We start from the raw sequence: 16171 nt of genomic DNA on the forward strand, positions 1-16171 counted from the left end.
AAATTTTATATAAGGGGGAAGGGAGTATGTTTAGAGGAACTGTTGGAAATGTTATTACATTAGAAGTTAGAGAAGATTATAAAAGAGAAACTTTAATAAATAATATTAAGATGAATAATAATGATGATTACTTTGAAGAGATAGATTTTGAACAAGATTTACCTAAAGAAAAGGTTAGAAACAGCTTTATAGTAATAGGAAGTGAAGAAAATGAAGAGTATGAGGCAATAGTTGCATATGAATCTGAATTACAAGCTTATAGAGCTTATAAAAATATTTCTTGCAAAAATAAAAAGATAATAAAAGGAACAGCTATTTACGGGGACCTTTTTGGAATGAGAGTATTATTAGGATATGAATAAATATAAAAAAGAAAGACTTTAGTTTAAACTAAAGTCTTTTATTTAGTTTACATAAAATTAACATGGAAAAAATTTATAGTTTAAGAATTTATGATATTATATAAATGTATACGTTAACAAATAAAAAGACGTTATAAATTGGCGTTATAAGGGGAGTTTAGAATTTATGGATTTACAAAAAGAATTACCAGAAGTATTTAATGAATTTGGAGAAGTAAGAAGAAATGGCTTTATTAAAGCAAAAGAGTTAAAGGATAAGGATATACCTTTAATAGGAGTATTTTGTACTTATTTTCCACAAGAACTTGCTTTAGCTATGGGAGCAGCAACAGTTTCACTTTGTGCAAGCTCTGATGAAACAATACCAGATGCTGAAAAAGATTTACCACGTAATCTTTGTCCTTTAATTAAATCAAGTTATGGTTTTGGAAAAACTGATAAGTGTCCTTATTTTTATTTTTCAGATTTAGTAGTTGGAGAAACAACATGTGATGGAAAGAAAAAAATGTATGAATATTTAAGTGAATTTAAGCCTGTACATGTTATGCAACTGCCAAATTCACAAACAGAAGATGGATTAAGCTTATGGAAAAATGAAATAATAAAACTTAAAGAAAAACTTGAAGAAATGTTTGATGTTAAAATTACAGAAGAAGACATTAAGGGAGCTATAAAAATAAAAAATGAAGAAAGAAAAGCTTTAAAGAGGTTTTATGAACTAGGTAAAAAAGACCCAGTTCCATTACTTGGACAAGATATATTTAAAGTATTAAATGGAACTACTTTTAGTTTTGAAAGAGAAAAAATACCAGCACAAATGGATGAATTAATAGAAAAAATTAATTCTGAATATGAAAAAGAGAAGAAGTATGATAAAAAGCCACGTATTTTAATTACAGGATGTCCAATTGGAGGAGCTACTGAAAAAGTAATTAAAGCTATTGAAGATAATGGAGGATATGTTGTTGCACTTGAAAATTGTAGTGGAGCAAAAGCAGTTGAAGACTTAGTAGATGAAGAAAATCCAGATGTTTATGATGCATTAGCTCGTAAATATTTATCTATTGGATGTTCATGTATGACTCCTAATCCAAATAGAATTAAGCTTTTAGATAAAATGATAGATGAATATAAAGTTGATGCTGTTGTTGATGTAATATTAACAGCTTGTCATACATACAATGTTGAAACTTTATCAATTAAGAGATTTGTAAATGATGAAAAGAAAAAGCCTTATATGAGTGTGGAAACTGATTTCTCATCATCAGATATTGGACAATTAAATACTAGAATGGCTGCATTTATTGAAATGCTTTAGGAGTTTTATGGAAAGATATACTTTAGGAATAGATTCAGGCTCCACAACAACAAAGGGAGTTTTATTTGATGGAAATAAAATAGTTGAAACTTTAATAATAAAAACTGCAGCTAAGCCAAAAGAAAGTATTTATAAAGTATTTAATAAGCTTTATAGTGACAAAGTTAAATATGTAGTTACAACTGGATATGGAAGAAAGCTTTTAAAAGAGGCAAACAAGCAGGTTACTGAAATAACTTGTCATGCAAGGGGAGCTGCTTTTTTAAATCCTAACATAAGAGCTGTAATAGATATTGGTGGACAAGATTCAAAGGCTATTTTACTTGATAAGTCATTAAATGTTGTAGACTTCTTAATGAATGATAAATGTGCAGCTGGAACAGGAAGATTTATAGATGTTATGATGAGAATACTAGAAGAAGATATTAATAATATTGATGAATTTGTAACGAATAAGACACCTGTAAATATATCAAGTATGTGCACTGTATTTGCAGAAAGTGAAATAATAAGTCTTCTAGCAAATGATGTTGATAGAGGAGATATTGCTCTTGGAGTTGTTCATTCAATTAGTAAAAGAACAGCTAATTTTGCAAATAGATTAAATTTAGAAGGTGATATATTTTTTAGCGGTGGACTTGCTAACTCAAAAATATTTAAAGATACAATAGAAAGTTACTTAAATAAAAATGTATACACTCATAAATTAAGTCAATTTGTAGGTGCAATTGGAGCTGCTGTAATTGGATGGCAAAAAATAAACTAATAAAAATATTGAATAAAATTTTATATAGTGCTAAAATTAACCTGTAAAAATTAAATAATTTAAGACACAGGGGGGCTGGGATTTGGCCAGCTGAGATTGAAAACCTTAAAATTTTCTGACCCTATGAACCTGAGATGGATAATACCAGCGTAGGAAGATGTTTGAATATATTTTAAGTATTTTTGTATATTGAGGTACAAGCGTTTTCTGCTTGTACCTTTTTTATTTTAAATATATTTAAAAAATCTTCTATAAAATTAGTAGAAGGATAGGTGTTAAATGTGAAAAATGTTTTAACTATTGCAGGATCAGATAGCTGTGGAGGAGCAGGAATACAAGCTGATTTAAAAACCTTTAGTGCAAATGGAGTTTATGGAATGAGCGTAATAACTGCTATAACTGCTCAAAATACTATGGGAGTATTTAAAGTACAAGATATTGATGAAGAAATTATTGGAGCTCAAATTGATGCAATTTTTGAGGATATTAATGTTGATGCGGTAAAAATTGGTATGGTATCAAAAATTTCTACAATTAACATAATAAGTGAGAAATTAAAAAAATATAAACCTAAAAATTTAGTTTTAGACCCAGTAATGATATCAAAGAGTGGTTATTCTTTATTAAAGCCAGAATCAAAAAGTGCATTAATTAAAGAGCTTATTCCTTTAGCTTATGTAATTACTCCAAATTTACCAGAAGCTTTAGAAATAATAAGTGAAGTAAATTCAGAAAAGGTAGAAATAAAAACAGTTGAAGATATGGAGCTTGCTGCTAAAGAAATTTATAAACTTGGTTGTAAAAATGTATTTTTAAAGGGTGGACATATGGAAGGAGATAAAGCTGTTGATATTTTATATGATGGAGAAAACATATATAAGTTTTATGCAGAAAAAATAAATACAAAAAACACTCATGGAACAGGCTGTACTATATCATCTGCAATAGCCTCAAATTTAGCTTTAGGCTTTAGTATTGAAGAAGCTATTAAAAGGTCAAAGGATTATATAACAACAGCTATTATTCATTCCCTAGATATAGGACATGGTGTTGGACCAACAAATCATTTTTATGAATTATATAAAAAGGCAGGGTTAATAAATGAATAACAAGAAATTTGGATTTTTTACATTATCTTTTTTATGGTTTGGAGCAGCTATTTCAATAGCTGAAATATTAACAGGAGGTTTACTTGCCCCTCTTGGATTTACAAAAGGATTAGAAGTGATAATTGTTGGACATTTAATTGGAACTATAATATTAGTTCTTGGTGGGTTTATAGGATTTAAAGAAGGTGTACCTGCTATAACATCAACAAGAATATCCTTTGGAAAATATGGAACTTATTTATTTTCTATATTAAATGTACTTCAGCTTATTGGATGGACAGCCGTTATGATAAGAGCCGCTGCTACATCAGTTCAATTAATAACAAAAAGTATTTGGGGATTTGATAATTTATTTATTTGTATTATTTTAATTTCTATTTTAACTGGTATATGGATATGGTTTGGTAGAGATGGTATGAAAAATTTAAATGTTATAGCTGTAAGTTTATTATTTATTTTAACTTTAGTGCTTGGTTTTATAATATTTAAAGATGGAGCGGTATTTTCAAAAACTTTTGATGGTGAAATATCTATAGGACAAGCTTTGGAATTAAATATAGTTATGCCTCTTTCATGGCTTCCTCTTATTGCAGATTATACAAGATTTGCAAAGAACGGAAAAAGTGCTGTATTTGGAAGTTTTATAGGTTATTTTTTAGGCAGTTCATGGATGTTTATAATAGGTCTTGGAGCTTCAATAGTTTCAAATAGCTCAGACCCATCTTACATAATGCTTGCTTCTAATTTAGGAATTATAGCACTTGGCATTATAGTGTTATCAACGGTAACAACTACATTTCTAGATATATATTCAGCAGGTATATCATTTTTAAATATAATGCCAAAACTAAATGAAAGAAAAATTGGACTTATTATGACTATTATAGGAACTATAGTAGCACTATTAGTTCAAATGGAAAACTATGAAGGCTTCTTGTATGCAATAGGTTCAGTTTTTGCACCTTTATTTGCAATTTTAATTTCTGATTATTTTTTACTTAAGAGGAGACTTGAAAAAAATGTTCTTATAAATATTAAATCAATTATTGTATGGGTAATTGGAATAATTATTTATTACATATTTATAAAATTAGATTTTATTATTGGATCAACTTTACCAGCTATGATTATAACAGCATTTATAAATATTATATTTTCAGGGAGGGTATTTAAATGGAGAATTTTAGAGAAATAAATGGAGTATTAAAAAATTTAAGAGAGGGTAGTCCTCTTGTTCATCATATAACAAATTATGTTACAGTAAATGATTGTGCAAATGTAACTTTAGCAATAGGTGCATCTCCTGTTATGGCTGATGATATTAATGAAGTATATGATATGGTATCAATAGCATCTTCATTAGTAATTAATATAGGAACATTAAATAGCAGAACTATAGAATCTATGTTAATTGCTTGTAAGAGAGCAAATGAATTAAATATTCCTATAGTATTAGACCCAGTTGGAGCTGGAGCTACACCTTATAGAACAGGGTTTGCAAAGAAATTATTAAAAGAAGTTAAGTTTTCTGTTATAAGAGGGAATTTATCAGAAATAAAAACTTTATATGGAATTAATTCAAAAACTAAAGGAGTTGATTCTGTAGAAGAAATTTCAGATAAAACAAGTGATTTTAAAATAACAAAAGATATAGTTAAAAGTTTTTCAAAAGAAATAGGTTCTGTTGTTGCAGTAACTGGAGCTATTGATGTTATTTCTGATGGAAATAAAGTATATACAATAAAAAATGGAAATAAAGCTATGTCAAAAATTACAGGAACAGGTTGTATGTGTACATCATTAATTGGTTCATATTTAGGAGCTACAAAAAATAATTTAATTGGAACAATACTTGGAATTTTAACTATGGGAATTGCAGGAGATATAGCATTTAAAAACCTTAAAGATTTAGAAGGTTCAGGTAGCCTTAAAGTTAAAATAATTGATGCAATATATAATATGAATGAAGAAATGATAAAGGAAATGGGGATTTTAAATGAAGAGTAATATAGATTATAAGCTTTATCTTGTAACAGATAGAAATATACTTAAAAACACAAATATATGTAAAGCTGTTGAAGAAGCAATAAAAGGTGGAGTTACAGTTGTACAAATTAGAGAAAAAAATATAAAAACATTAGAATTTTATGATGTAGCAAAAAAGATTAAAAAAGTTACAGATAAATATAATATACCATTAATAATAAATGATAGAATTGATATAGCATTAGCTATAAATAGTCATGGAGTTCATCTAGGGCAAGATGATATGCCATGTAGTGTTGCAAGAAAAACTTTAGGCAGTGATAAAATAATTGGTATTTCAGCAAGTACATTAGAAGAAGCTTTAAAGGCAGAAAAAGATGGAGCAGACTATATTGGAGTTGGAGCTATATTTAAAACAAATACGAAAAAAGATGCAGATGATGTTTCAATAGAACAATTAAAAGAAATAAAAAATAAAGTTTCTATACCAGTAGTTGCAATTGGAGGAATAAAAAGTGATAATTTAACTTTATTAAAAGGAACTAATATTGATGGAGTTGCTGTTATTTCAGATATATTAGGAAAGGATGACATTTATAATTCAGCAAAAAATTTATTTAATAAATTATAATATAAAAGAAGGAAAGGTTTAAGTCTTTCCTTCTTTTTATAAAAATATATTTTAAAATGATTATTTCTAATTATAATTTAAAAATTATTTTAAAAAAGTGATATGATTTTTGAAATTATAAGTGTTATAAGAGAAAAGAAAATTCCTATTGATAAAAAGCTTATTAAAAATACATTAAATACTATTAATCTATTTAATATAATAGTTTCAGGAATTTTAAATACTACTAAAACTATACTAATAACAACACTTATTATAAAAATAAATATTATACCATCAAGTGAGTTTTTAAGGTCAGCTTTACTAAGAGACATATGAGTACTAATTGATATAGCAATAAATAAAAAAATCCAAAAACTAATTGATGATAAGTTATTAATAGTAAAAGTTGATTTTAAAAATAATATAAATTGATTAAGTAAAAGACTAAAAAAATCAATTAAATTAAAGTTGTTACCTAAATATAAGTAACTATTAACATTTATATTTTCTAAAATTGTATTAAAGCTATTGTCTAGAAATATTTTATAAAATAAAGTTAGTAATATAGAGCCAACTAATATTGGAGCTACTCCAATAAAAAAATTACCTACTCTTTGATAAATACTATTTTTATTAAAGGTATGATTTACATGTCCAAGTTCCCTATCTTCAATATTTAAGGAAAACCATTTAATATCAGTAATTTTATGTAAAAATATTTTGCATAAAAGAGCATGACTAAATTCATGTATTGTAGTTCCTATAATTCCAGTTCCTATAATCCCGTATTTCCCAAGTTTACTATAAATAAGTTCATTACTTTTACTTTCTATTTTACCTATTAAAAATCCAAATATTATTAAAGCTCCGATTATAGATAATGATAATAGGAGACTAAGTTTAAATATTTCAATCATTTTAAAACCCCCTAAATATATCTTTTGTTTTAAATTATTATATTAAATTTAAAAATTTTAGTCTAATAAAAATCTATATAAAAAAGTTAATTTTTTATAATTTTTTTTAATTATTCTATTTAATATAAAAAGTAATAATTACAAATATTTAGTTTCTTTAATATTGTTTTTAAATTTATATATAATTATTTACCTATTAAATATATTAAATAATAATATTTAACTTATTCAGAAAAAAGGTGTATTATAAAGGTAAAGAAAGGTAAGTGCAGAAAGAAGGATTTTGACATGACAATTAAATTAATTTGTATAGATATGGATGGAACACTTTTAAAGGATCAACAAGTTGTTTCAGAGGAAAATAAAAAAGCTATAAAAGAAGCCATAAAAAAAGGTGTAAAGGTAGCTATAACAACAGGTAGGATGTATGATTGTGCTAAGCTTTACTCAAAAGAAATTGGATTAGATACTCCAATAATAGCATCAAATGGAGCATTTATAGGATATAAAGATAAAGTTATATATAACAATCCTCTTAGTATTTCAAATATAAAGGCATTTTTAAATGTAACAAAAAAATATAATTTAAAAGCTTATGTTACAACAAACTTTGGAATAATTTCAAATTATGAGCTTCCAGAAAATCATGTTTATAAGGTTTTAAATAAAACTTTAAATGAGAATGAAAAAATCAAATTATTAGTAGTTAGTGATATGAATAAGGCAATAGAAGAATATAATGGACAAATTCTTAAAGGAGTTTGTGTAGATGCAAATCATATTGAAGAATTAATAAAGGCAAGAAAAGAATTAGAAAATTTAAATATGGATATTGAAATTGTATCATCTTGGTCTGATAATTTTGAAATTATGAAAAAAGGAAGCAGTAAAGGAGAAGCTGTAGAAGCACTTACAAAATATTTAGGGTTAAAAGAAGATGAAGTTATGTGTATTGGAGATAGTGAAAATGATTTATCTATGATTAAATATGCAGGTGTTGGTGTTGCTATGGGAAATGCAATAGAAAAAATTAAAGAATCAGCAGATTATATTACAGATACAAATGTAAATGATGGTGTAGCTAAAGCTATTAAAAAATTTGTGTTATAACATATAGGATAAGGAGTTGTTAAAATGAAGGATGTAGTTATTATAGGTGGAGGAGTTGTAGGCTCAGCAATAGCAAGAGAACTTTCAAAATATGAATTAGATATAACATTAGTTGAAAAAAATAGTGATGTAGCAGAAGGTGTATCAAAAGCAAATAGTGGTATTATTCATGCTGGCTTTAATGAAACTACAGACACATTAAAGGGAAAATTAAATGTTTTAGGAAATGAAATGTTTGATAAATTATCATTAGATTTAGATTTTCCTTTTAAGAGAAATGGAGCATTCGTTTTAGCATTTAGTGAAAATGATATAGATAAATTAAAAGAACTTAAAAATAAAGGGGAGGCTTTAGGGGTTAAAGGACTTGAAATACTTAATAAAGAACAAGTATTAGAAATGGAAAAAAATATATCAGATAAAGTATTTGGTGCTTTATATGCTAAAACTTCAGGAATAGTAAGTCCTTATGAAATGGTAATTGCATTAGCTGAAAATGCAAATGTTAATGGAGTTGAATTTAAGTTAAATTCAAAGGTTATTGATATTAAAAAAATAGATGATATTTTTGAAGTTTTACTTGAAGGCGGAGAAAAAATTAAAAGTAAAATTGTTATAAATGCAGCTGGACTTTATGGAGATGTAATAAATAATATGATAAGCTCTAAAAAATATAAAATAAATGGAGCTAAGGGTGAATATGGATTATTTGATAAAGGTATAGGCAATATGATTAATATGACTTTATTTAGGCTTCCTAATCATTTTACTAAAGGAGTTTTAGTTACAAAAACTGTTGATGGAAATATTTTAGTTGGACCAAATTCAGAAAAAGTTAGTGATAAAGAAGCATTAGATACTTCAATAAGAGGATTAGATGAAATTTTAAATAAAGGAAAAGAAGTAATTAAAGAATTACCTCTCAAAAAAGTTATAAAAACATTTGCTGGAATAAGACCACATATAGAAGATGATTTTATAATAGGTGAAGCAAAGGATGTTAAAAATTTTATAAATGTTATAGGAATTGATTCACCAGGACTTACTGCAGCACCAGCTATAGGTGTTTTTGTAAAAGATATAGTTAAAAAATTAATTACTTTAAAAGAAAAAGAAAATTTTATTAGTAAGAGAAAAGGAATAATAAAGTTTAATGAACTTTCATTAGAAGAAAAAAATAAATTAATAAAGGAAAATCCAAGTTACGGAAAGATAATTTGTAAATGTGAGCTTATTACAGAAGGTGAAGTTAGGGATGCAATAAATAGACCTCTTGGAGCTACTACAGTTGATGGAGTTAAAAGAAGGACAAGAGTAACTATGGGAGGATGCCAGGGTACTGGTTGTTTAATACCAATAGTGAAATTAATAAAAGAAGAACTTGATTTAAATATTGATAAAGTTTTTAAAGATAAAGAAGGATCAGTAGTTCTAGGATATAAGGAGGTACAATAGATGAAGCATTATGATTTAGTAATTATAGGTGGCGGAGCTAGTGGACTTAACTCAGCAATATTTGCAAAAGAGATGGGAATAGAAAATATATTATTAATAGAAAAAGATGATATTTTAGGTGGAGCATTAACTTTTGGTGATTATAATTTAAGTGAAAGAAGTTATTTTACAGGAGAAGAATATAGGCAAAAATTAATTCAAGAATTTGATTCTTTAAATATAAATACTTACTTAGGAACTATGGTTTTGAAAATTGAAGATAATAAAATTATAGTTTGTACAAGTAAAGAAAGAGGAATTGAAAAAATAAAAGCTAATTCTATAGTAATAGCAACTGGTGGAAAAGAAACATCTTTAAACAATTTACAAGTAACAGGAGATAGAGTAGCTGGTATTTTAACTGTTGGAATGACAGAAAAAATATTAAATATGGGATTAATTCCAGGTAAAGAAGTTGTTATATATGGAAATAACAATTTATATAAAATATACAATAAGCTAAAGAAGAGTAATGTTAATATTAAGGCTGTTATATGCGATAAAGTAAGTGATGAAAGTTTATCTTTAAGTAAAAATTTATATTTAGGATATGATTTAAAAGAAGTTAAAGGTAATGGAAGATTACAAAAAATAAAAGTAAGTAATGGAAGAGGAGATAAGTATATAAATTGTGACACATTAATAGTTGCAAATCCTATGATATGTGACCCTGTTTTATGTATGAGAAGTGGAATAAAATTAAATTTAGAAACAATGGGTGCAGAAGTTTCTTCAACAAATATGACATCAAGTGATGGAGTATTTGCATTAGGTTACTCAGTTAAAATTTATAATTCAATTGAAGAGATTTTAGAAGATGTAACAAAAACTATTAATTCAGTTTTAAAGTATTTAAAAAATAAATAAAAGTTATAATATAAATTAAGGTATGCAGATTAATTTGCATACCTTTTTTAAAACATTGATGTTATAAATTTTGCAAGTTCATTATTTGGATTTTCAGAAAGTATTTCTTCAGAATAAGTTAATGCATAATAAGGTTTTAAAAGATTTTTTTCGTTAGTTGCAAATAGAAGAATCCATTCTTTATATTTTAAACATGGATTAAGTTTAATTGCCTTTACTCCATGCTTAAAGGAGATTTCTTCAAAAAATAAAGGATTAAAAATTATATAAACATAATAAGAAATTAAAAAGTTTATATGAGCTAAAGAAATAAGGTCATCTGTTTCTTCAAGTTCATTAAGTTTATTTATAAGATAAAAGTAAAAGTTACTTTGTGTGTAATAATCATGATTTTTAAGTTTTATAAGAATTTCTTCATCTATATCTAATATAGAAATTGTATTTAAATCTATTCCTAAAATATCTTTTAAATTATTCATTTTATAGTTCCTTTCAATATTTTATTTTTAGTATATAACATTTTAAGTTAAACAGCAAAAGAAGAGAAAATTTATTAGTTATATTTTTATAAAATAATAAATTTTAAAATTAGCCTTTCATTAATTTCTTTTATAATAATATATGAATTATTGTTTGAACTTTCATTTTATTTTATAATGAATTTAATAATAAAGAAATCTACTAAGAATGCAGATAAAGAAGTGCAATAAAGAGGAGGTAATATGTTAGTAATTTTATCACCAGCTAAAAAGATAGAAAGTAAAAAATTAGATTATAATATAAATTTAACAGATATTCGTTTTAAAAATGAATCAATAGAATTAAATAATAGACTTAAAGAGTTTAATCCTGATGAACTTTCATCACTTATGAAAATATCAGAGAAGCTTACAGATGATACATTTTTAAAAATACATAAATTTGATATAAACAATGAAGAAGAATTATTTCCATGTATTTTAGGATTTGATGGAGAAGCATTTAGAGGGCTTAATATTGAAAGTTATTCAAAAGAAGATTTAGAATATGCAAATAATCATTTAAGAGTTTTATCAGGACTTTATGGAGTTTTAAGACCTTTAGATAAAATATATACTTACAGATTAGAAATGGGAACTAAGCTTAATATTTGTAAGCATAAGTCTTTATATTCCTATTGGGGAGATAAAATAAAGGACATGCTAATAAATGATATAAAAAATACAGAAAGTGATATATTAGTTAATTTAGCATCAAATGAATATTCAAAATCAGCTAAAATTAATAAAATGGACAAAATAAAAATTATAACTCCTATATTTAAAGAATTTAAAAATGGTAAATATAAAGTTGTAACTGTACATGCTAAAAGAGCAAGGGGGTTAATGACAACTTATATAATGAAAAACAAAATAGAAGATATAGAAGGTTTAAAAAAGTTTAATGAAGAAGGTTATATTTACAGAGAAGATTTAAGTAATGACTCAGAATTAGTTTTTACTATTGGATAAAATAAAAAGGACTTTAAATGATTAATAAATGTGTTAAAATAGAAATATCTTTTTAAAAACAAAGGAGGATTTTTTTGTGCAGTATTTAATTGTAGTTAACATAATTACTATAATAGTAATGTTATTATTGTTTTTTAAAGCTTCAAGTATATTTAAAAAAGCAGTTGAAAATGATGGTGATTTAGAAACTGAAGGAAAAAAAGCAAAGAAATATATGATGATATCAATAGCATTAGTTCCAGTAAGTTTAATTTTAACTGGAATAATGATATTTAGAGCCTTTTAAATTAATATATTAAAAATAAGAGCTAAATAATAAACTGTAAATTAGAGTCTATTATTTAGCTTTTATAATATAATTATGTAAATTTATTTATTAAAATTATTTTTTTTGTTATTTAATGCTTCATCTCTAGATTTTTTTATTCTTTTTATATTATATACTAATAATATAATTACAAATATTAGTGGAATTGCAATTATAAAATAAAATACTGGATTCATATTAAACCTCCTAAAAATTTAAAAAGATATTTTCATAGTATATATTTTACAACAACAAAAAACAATTAACTATATATTTAAGAAATTATATATAAAATAAGGATTAAAAATATGATACTATTTATATAGTAGCACTTTATATATAGTAAAAAGGAAGTGATATAAAATGTTAATTTCAATGTTAGGATTTGGAGTGTTAGATGCAATTTTAATTATTGCAATGATAATATTTTTTATTAAAGCTATTAAAACCTTTAGTATTTCAAAGAAAGAAACTAATGATGAAAAGATTAGAGAAATTAATAAAAAGGGAAGTAGGTACATGCTTATATCTGTAATTTTAGTCCCTTTTGTAATATTTATAAGTTTTATAATATCAATAAGATTTATAATTGGAATATAACATAATTTTAAAAAGGTAGCACTATTTTATTTATTAATAATATTTCTTATAAATATAATTAATTGAATAATAGTGCTATTTGTATATATTTCAAAATTTGATAATATATACAAATGTGTTATCATATAATTATATAAGATAATTATTGTTATATTAAGTATGAAAGGATAATTTTTATGGGGAGAATATTAGTTTTTGGTGGGACAAAATTTTTAGGCAAGGAACTTGTAAAAGAACTTATAATTAATGGACACGATATAACAATAGCAACTAGGGGAAAAAATAGTGACGACTTTGGTGATAAAGTTAAAAGATTAATTGTTGATAAGGAAAATGTAAATGATTTAAATAAAGCTTTGGAAGGAAAGTTTTATGATGTTGTATATGATACTATATCATATAGCTCAAATGATGCTTCAAGAATTTGTAATGCTTTAGATGGAAAAACTAATAAATATATAGTTATATCTTCAGTAGCAGTTTATGGAAAAGGTTATATGCTAAAAGAAAGAGATTTTAATCCTAAAAGTTATAAGGTAATAATGGGAGAAAAAGATGATTTTTCATATGCTGAAGGAAAAAGACAAATGGAAGCTTATATGTATCAAAATGCAAACTTTCCAGTAATATCAGTTAGGTTTCCTGTAGTTATAGGTAAAGACGATTACACAAAAAGACTACTTAAATATTTTTTAGAAGTAAAAAATAAAGAAAAAATATATTCAACAAAAATAAATAAAAAAATGAACTTAATAACTCAAAGTGAAGCAGGAATATTTTTAGCATGGCTTTATGATAAAGATATACATGGATCAATAAATGCGGCATGCAGTGGAGAGGTAAACTTAAGAGAAATTATTGAATGTATTGAAGAGGAAGTTGAAACTAAAGCTTTAATAAACAGTAAAGAAGATGTTTTAGATACATCACCTTATAATAAATATTTAGGACTTACAGTTAATATTAAAAATATTATGGAACTTGGTGGATACAGATTTAAAAATATTCATTCTGAAATAAAAGATATTATAAAAGAATATAATCATTTATATAATTAAAGGGCTAATAAAATATTAGCTCTTTTAATTTTAATATATTTTTCACCAAAAATAATAGTAATCATATATTATATTAAGCCGTATTATATATTTGCTTAAGGGGGGAACTTAATGGAAGTATATGTACTATTGTTTATTGGTATTTTATTAGCGATTATAGCTATTATTATTTTTATGTTTAAGTATAACGTTTACAAAAATGGAGACAGGATTGTAGGAAAAATAATAGATATAAAAAAAATAGATGAGGCAATTATAGATGAATTTAATCAAGTGAATTTTATAACTTTATATAAGCCTATTATAAGATTTACAGCAAAAGATGGGGAAGAGATAGTATTTGTTCATAATAATCCAGGAAGTACAAGAGATTATATTTTAGGAGAAGATATTATTATAGTTTGTAATAAAAAAAATAAAAATGATTTTTATGTTGATGAAAAAATGGAGTTTTTTAAAATACCATTAATAGTTGCTATTTTGTCTATACTATTTCTTTCATTTGCTTTTACATTATATATTGTTTAGAAAATATTAACATTGATTAGTAGATAAAATTTATGTATAATTAGAAAAAAATATGAAAACTCATATAAATCTGATAATAGGGTTCAGAAGTTTCTACGAAAAGACCAGTAATCTTTTCACTATGAGTAAATCTTAATGAAGTTTATCTTAACTAGCATTGGTTTATCTCTTTAAGCCTAGCTAGTTTTTTTATTGTCAAAAAAAGATAAACTAAAAGGAGGAACCTAAATGAAGAAATTTTTAGAAAATGTCTTTAAGCTGAAAGAAAACAAGACAAATGTAAAGAGGGAAGTTATTGGTGGTTTAACTACTTTTGTAACTTTTGCTTATGCATTACTTGTAATTCCAAACATATTAAAGGTTGGAGGAATGAATTCTTTAGGGCTTAAAGGAGACGCAGCAATGAATCTTACTATGGCTCAAGATCCAATTATTTCATCAGCGTTTGCATCTGTTTGTATAGCAGCAGCTGTTGGAACATTAATTATGGCATTTCATGCAAATTTACCTTTCGTACTGGCGCCAGGTCTAGGATTGGTATCATTTTTTGCATATAATATTTGTTTAAAGCTAGGTTTTACTTGGCAACAAGGATTAGCAGCAGTATTTATTTCAGGAATTTTATTTATAATTATTACATTAACTTCAATAAGAGAGAAGATTGTGCAGGCTATTCCTAAAAATTTAAAATTTGCTATTACAGCAGGTATAGGACTTTTTATATCTTTAATAGGATTAAAAAGTGGTGGAATTATAGTTGCAAATCCAGGAACTTTAGTAGCCTTTGGTGACTTTACTAATAAAGCTGTTATTTTAACAATAATAGGATTAGTTATAAGTGTTATATTAATGGCAAGAAAAGTTACAGGAGCACTTTTAATATCAATAATAATAACAACTTTAATAGGAATACCTATGGGAGTTACTAATCTTACAGGAATTCACATATTCTCAATGCCTGTAATTGGAGATACATTTTTTGCAATGGATTTAAAAGGTTTATTAACAAGTAACGGTGGTGGTGTACTTGGAGCATTACTTACAGTTTTTATGGTTGTAATAACTTTAAGTTTAGTAGATCTTTTTGATACAATAGGAACTTTACTTGGAACTGCTCAAAGTTCTGGTATGGTTGAAGCTGATGGAGAAGTTAAAAATTTAAGAAAAGCATTAGCTTCAGACGCTCTTGGAACAACTTGTGGAGCAGTGCTTGGAACAACAACTCTTGCAACAGTTGTTGAATCAGCATCAGGAATTGCAGCAGGAGCTAGAACAGGTTTATCAAATGTAATTGTAAGTATTATGCTTATATTATCATTATTCTTTAGTGGATTTGTTGGAATAGTTCCACAAAGTGCTACAGCACCAGCTTTAGTTATAGTTGGTATATTAATGATGAGTGCAGTTAAAGAAATAGATTTTTCAGATTTTACAGAAGCAGTACCATCTTTCTTTACAATAGCTATGATGCCTTTTACATATTCAATAGCTAACGGTATTGCAATTGGAATGATTTTCTATCCAATAGTTAAAATTGCAACAGGAAAAGGAAAAGAAGTTCATAAAATTTTGTACATATTTGCTATATTATTTATATTAAGATTTATCTTAATGCCAGATTAGCTTAATAAAAAGTGTTCGTGTAT

The 16171-nt window shown here is 25.4% G+C and carries 19 protein-coding genes and 2 riboswitches; of the genes, 16 read left to right on the forward strand and 3 right to left on the reverse strand.

What is annotated here, in order from left to right; genetic code table 11:
- The first annotated feature begins 26 nt into the window (after positions 1-26).
- The 7 genes from Q4E08_RS00005 (at position 27) to thiE (ending at position 6172) form a co-directional block, all read left to right on the forward strand.
- On the forward strand, positions 27-362 hold the full coding sequence (locus Q4E08_RS00005) for a hypothetical protein (RefSeq protein ID WP_303126848.1): 336 nt from the start codon (positions 27-29) through the stop codon (positions 360-362).
- Between the two features lie 166 nt (positions 363-528).
- Complete coding sequence (locus Q4E08_RS00010) at positions 529-1680, forward strand: double-cubane-cluster-containing anaerobic reductase (RefSeq protein ID WP_303126850.1); 1152 nt, start codon at positions 529-531, stop codon at positions 1678-1680.
- A gap of 7 nt (positions 1681-1687) precedes the next feature.
- Positions 1688-2446 (forward strand): acyl-CoA dehydratase activase, encoded by a 759-nt coding sequence (locus Q4E08_RS00015; RefSeq protein ID WP_303126852.1) that lies wholly within the window; start codon positions 1688-1690, stop codon positions 2444-2446.
- Between the two features lie 58 nt (positions 2447-2504).
- Positions 2505-2620: riboswitch (TPP riboswitch) on the forward strand.
- A 107-nt stretch (positions 2621-2727) separates the two neighbouring features.
- The gene (thiD, locus tag Q4E08_RS00020) at positions 2728-3555 is read left to right on the forward strand and encodes a bifunctional hydroxymethylpyrimidine kinase/phosphomethylpyrimidine kinase (RefSeq protein ID WP_303126854.1); all 828 of its coding nucleotides are present in this window, start codon (positions 2728-2730) and stop codon (positions 3553-3555) included.
- Entirely contained in the window at positions 3548-4750 is a 1203-nt protein-coding gene (cytX, locus tag Q4E08_RS00025) for a putative hydroxymethylpyrimidine transporter CytX (protein WP_303126856.1), read from the forward strand. Before thiD ends, cytX begins: the two co-directional genes overlap by 8 nt.
- Positions 4729-5562, forward strand: a complete 834-nt coding sequence (thiM, locus tag Q4E08_RS00030) for a hydroxyethylthiazole kinase (protein WP_303126858.1) — start codon at positions 4729-4731, stop codon at positions 5560-5562. Before cytX ends, thiM begins: the two co-directional genes overlap by 22 nt.
- Entirely contained in the window at positions 5552-6172 is a 621-nt protein-coding gene (gene thiE / locus Q4E08_RS00035; RefSeq protein WP_303126860.1) for a thiamine phosphate synthase, read from the forward strand. Before thiM ends, thiE begins: the two co-directional genes overlap by 11 nt.
- 89 nt (positions 6173-6261) lie before the next feature.
- Here the strand turns inward: thiE and Q4E08_RS00040 are convergent, their stop codons facing one another.
- Positions 6262-7071, reverse strand: coding sequence for a hypothetical protein (locus Q4E08_RS00040; protein ID WP_303126862.1), 810 nt, complete (start codon positions 7069-7071; stop codon positions 6262-6264).
- A gap of 288 nt (positions 7072-7359) precedes the next feature.
- Here Q4E08_RS00040 and Q4E08_RS00045 point away from each other — a divergent pair, with 288 nt between their 5' ends.
- The 3 genes from Q4E08_RS00045 to Q4E08_RS00055 are packed head-to-tail and all read left to right on the forward strand — an operon-like array spanning position 7360 to position 10542.
- Positions 7360-8181 carry a Cof-type HAD-IIB family hydrolase gene (locus Q4E08_RS00045; protein ID WP_303126864.1) on the forward strand — a complete coding sequence of 274 codons (822 nt, stop codon included), beginning with the start codon at positions 7360-7362 and terminating at the stop codon, positions 8179-8181.
- Positions 8182-8205: 24 nt separating this feature from the next.
- Positions 8206-9636, forward strand: coding sequence for an NAD(P)/FAD-dependent oxidoreductase (locus Q4E08_RS00050; RefSeq protein ID WP_303126866.1), 1431 nt, complete (start codon positions 8206-8208; stop codon positions 9634-9636).
- The gene (locus tag Q4E08_RS00055; protein ID WP_303126868.1) at positions 9637-10542 is read left to right on the forward strand and encodes an NAD(P)/FAD-dependent oxidoreductase; all 906 of its coding nucleotides are present in this window, start codon (positions 9637-9639) and stop codon (positions 10540-10542) included.
- 47 nt (positions 10543-10589) lie between these two features.
- On the opposite strand, the gene Q4E08_RS00060 is transcribed toward Q4E08_RS00055, so the two are convergent.
- Entirely contained in the window at positions 10590-11021 is a 432-nt protein-coding gene (locus Q4E08_RS00060; RefSeq protein WP_303126870.1) for a hypothetical protein, read from the reverse strand.
- A 243-nt stretch (positions 11022-11264) separates the two neighbouring features.
- Here Q4E08_RS00060 and yaaA point away from each other — a divergent pair, with 243 nt between their 5' ends.
- Positions 11265-12032: a peroxide stress protein YaaA gene (yaaA, locus tag Q4E08_RS00065; protein WP_303126872.1), complete on the forward strand. Its 768-nt coding sequence runs from the start codon at positions 11265-11267 to the stop codon at positions 12030-12032.
- A 76-nt stretch (positions 12033-12108) separates the two neighbouring features.
- Entirely contained in the window at positions 12109-12318 is a 210-nt protein-coding gene (locus Q4E08_RS00070) for a hypothetical protein (protein ID WP_303126874.1), read from the forward strand.
- Positions 12319-12401: 83 nt separating this feature from the next.
- Here the strand turns inward: Q4E08_RS00070 and Q4E08_RS00075 are convergent, their stop codons facing one another.
- The gene (locus tag Q4E08_RS00075; protein ID WP_303126876.1) at positions 12402-12536 is read right to left on the reverse strand and encodes a hypothetical protein; all 135 of its coding nucleotides are present in this window, start codon (positions 12534-12536) and stop codon (positions 12402-12404) included.
- 166 nt (positions 12537-12702) lie between these two features.
- Between Q4E08_RS00075 and Q4E08_RS00080 the strand changes: the two genes are divergently transcribed.
- The 4 genes from Q4E08_RS00080 to Q4E08_RS00095 all read left to right on the forward strand — a co-directional run bounded on the left by Q4E08_RS00080 (position 12703) and on the right by Q4E08_RS00095 (position 16148).
- Complete coding sequence (locus tag Q4E08_RS00080; RefSeq protein ID WP_303126878.1) at positions 12703-12939, forward strand: hypothetical protein; 237 nt, start codon at positions 12703-12705, stop codon at positions 12937-12939.
- Between the two features lie 176 nt (positions 12940-13115).
- Positions 13116-13997 carry an NAD-dependent epimerase/dehydratase family protein gene (locus Q4E08_RS00085; RefSeq protein WP_303126880.1) on the forward strand — a complete coding sequence of 294 codons (882 nt, stop codon included), beginning with the start codon at positions 13116-13118 and terminating at the stop codon, positions 13995-13997.
- Positions 13998-14108: 111 nt separating this feature from the next.
- Entirely contained in the window at positions 14109-14525 is a 417-nt protein-coding gene (locus Q4E08_RS00090; RefSeq protein ID WP_303126882.1) for a DUF3592 domain-containing protein, read from the forward strand.
- A 40-nt stretch (positions 14526-14565) separates the two neighbouring features.
- Positions 14566-14667, forward strand: a riboswitch (purine riboswitch).
- Positions 14668-14753: 86 nt separating this feature from the next.
- A complete protein-coding gene (locus Q4E08_RS00095; protein WP_303126887.1) occupies positions 14754-16148 on the forward strand; it encodes an NCS2 family permease in 1395 nt (464 codons plus the stop codon).
- Positions 16149-16171 lie beyond the last annotated feature (23 nt).

Origin of the sequence: Clostridium sp. (assembly GCF_030532265.1) — a bacterium.
Classification (GTDB): Bacteria; Bacillota; Clostridia; order Clostridiales; family Clostridiaceae; genus Clostridium.

What these genes read in the sequence shown, in the direction of transcription:
- Q4E08_RS00055 (WP_303126868.1), top strand. Translation starts at nt 9,637, where the DNA reads ATGAAGCATTATGATTTAGTAATTATAGGTGGCGGAGCTAGTGGACTT.
- Q4E08_RS00010 (WP_303126850.1), top strand. Translation starts at nt 529, where the DNA reads ATGGATTTACAAAAAGAATTACCAGAAGTATTTAATGAATTTGGAGAA.
- Q4E08_RS00095 (WP_303126887.1), top strand. Translation starts at nt 14,754, where the DNA reads ATGAAGAAATTTTTAGAAAATGTCTTTAAGCTGAAAGAAAACAAGACA.
- Q4E08_RS00045 (WP_303126864.1), top strand. Translation starts at nt 7,360, where the DNA reads ATGACAATTAAATTAATTTGTATAGATATGGATGGAACACTTTTAAAG.
- cytX (WP_303126856.1), top strand. Translation starts at nt 3,548, where the DNA reads ATGAATAACAAGAAATTTGGATTTTTTACATTATCTTTTTTATGGTTT.
- Q4E08_RS00050 (WP_303126866.1), top strand. Translation starts at nt 8,206, where the DNA reads ATGAAGGATGTAGTTATTATAGGTGGAGGAGTTGTAGGCTCAGCAATA.
- Q4E08_RS00015 (WP_303126852.1), top strand. Translation starts at nt 1,688, where the DNA reads ATGGAAAGATATACTTTAGGAATAGATTCAGGCTCCACAACAACAAAG.
- Q4E08_RS00040 (WP_303126862.1), bottom strand. Translation starts at nt 7,071, where the DNA reads ATGATTGAAATATTTAAACTTAGTCTCCTATTATCATTATCTATAATC.
- thiM (WP_303126858.1), top strand. Translation starts at nt 4,729, where the DNA reads ATGGAGAATTTTAGAGAAATAAATGGAGTATTAAAAAATTTAAGAGAG.
- thiE (WP_303126860.1), top strand. Translation starts at nt 5,552, where the DNA reads ATGAAGAGTAATATAGATTATAAGCTTTATCTTGTAACAGATAGAAAT.
- Q4E08_RS00085 (WP_303126880.1), top strand. Translation starts at nt 13,116, where the DNA reads ATGGGGAGAATATTAGTTTTTGGTGGGACAAAATTTTTAGGCAAGGAA.
- yaaA (WP_303126872.1), top strand. Translation starts at nt 11,265, where the DNA reads ATGTTAGTAATTTTATCACCAGCTAAAAAGATAGAAAGTAAAAAATTA.
- Q4E08_RS00060 (WP_303126870.1), bottom strand. Translation starts at nt 11,021, where the DNA reads ATGAATAATTTAAAAGATATTTTAGGAATAGATTTAAATACAATTTCT.
- Q4E08_RS00080 (WP_303126878.1), top strand. Translation starts at nt 12,703, where the DNA reads ATGTTAATTTCAATGTTAGGATTTGGAGTGTTAGATGCAATTTTAATT.
- Q4E08_RS00090 (WP_303126882.1), top strand. Translation starts at nt 14,109, where the DNA reads ATGGAAGTATATGTACTATTGTTTATTGGTATTTTATTAGCGATTATA.
- Q4E08_RS00005 (WP_303126848.1), top strand. Translation starts at nt 27, where the DNA reads ATGTTTAGAGGAACTGTTGGAAATGTTATTACATTAGAAGTTAGAGAA.
- Q4E08_RS00075 (WP_303126876.1), bottom strand. Translation starts at nt 12,536, where the DNA reads ATGAATCCAGTATTTTATTTTATAATTGCAATTCCACTAATATTTGTA.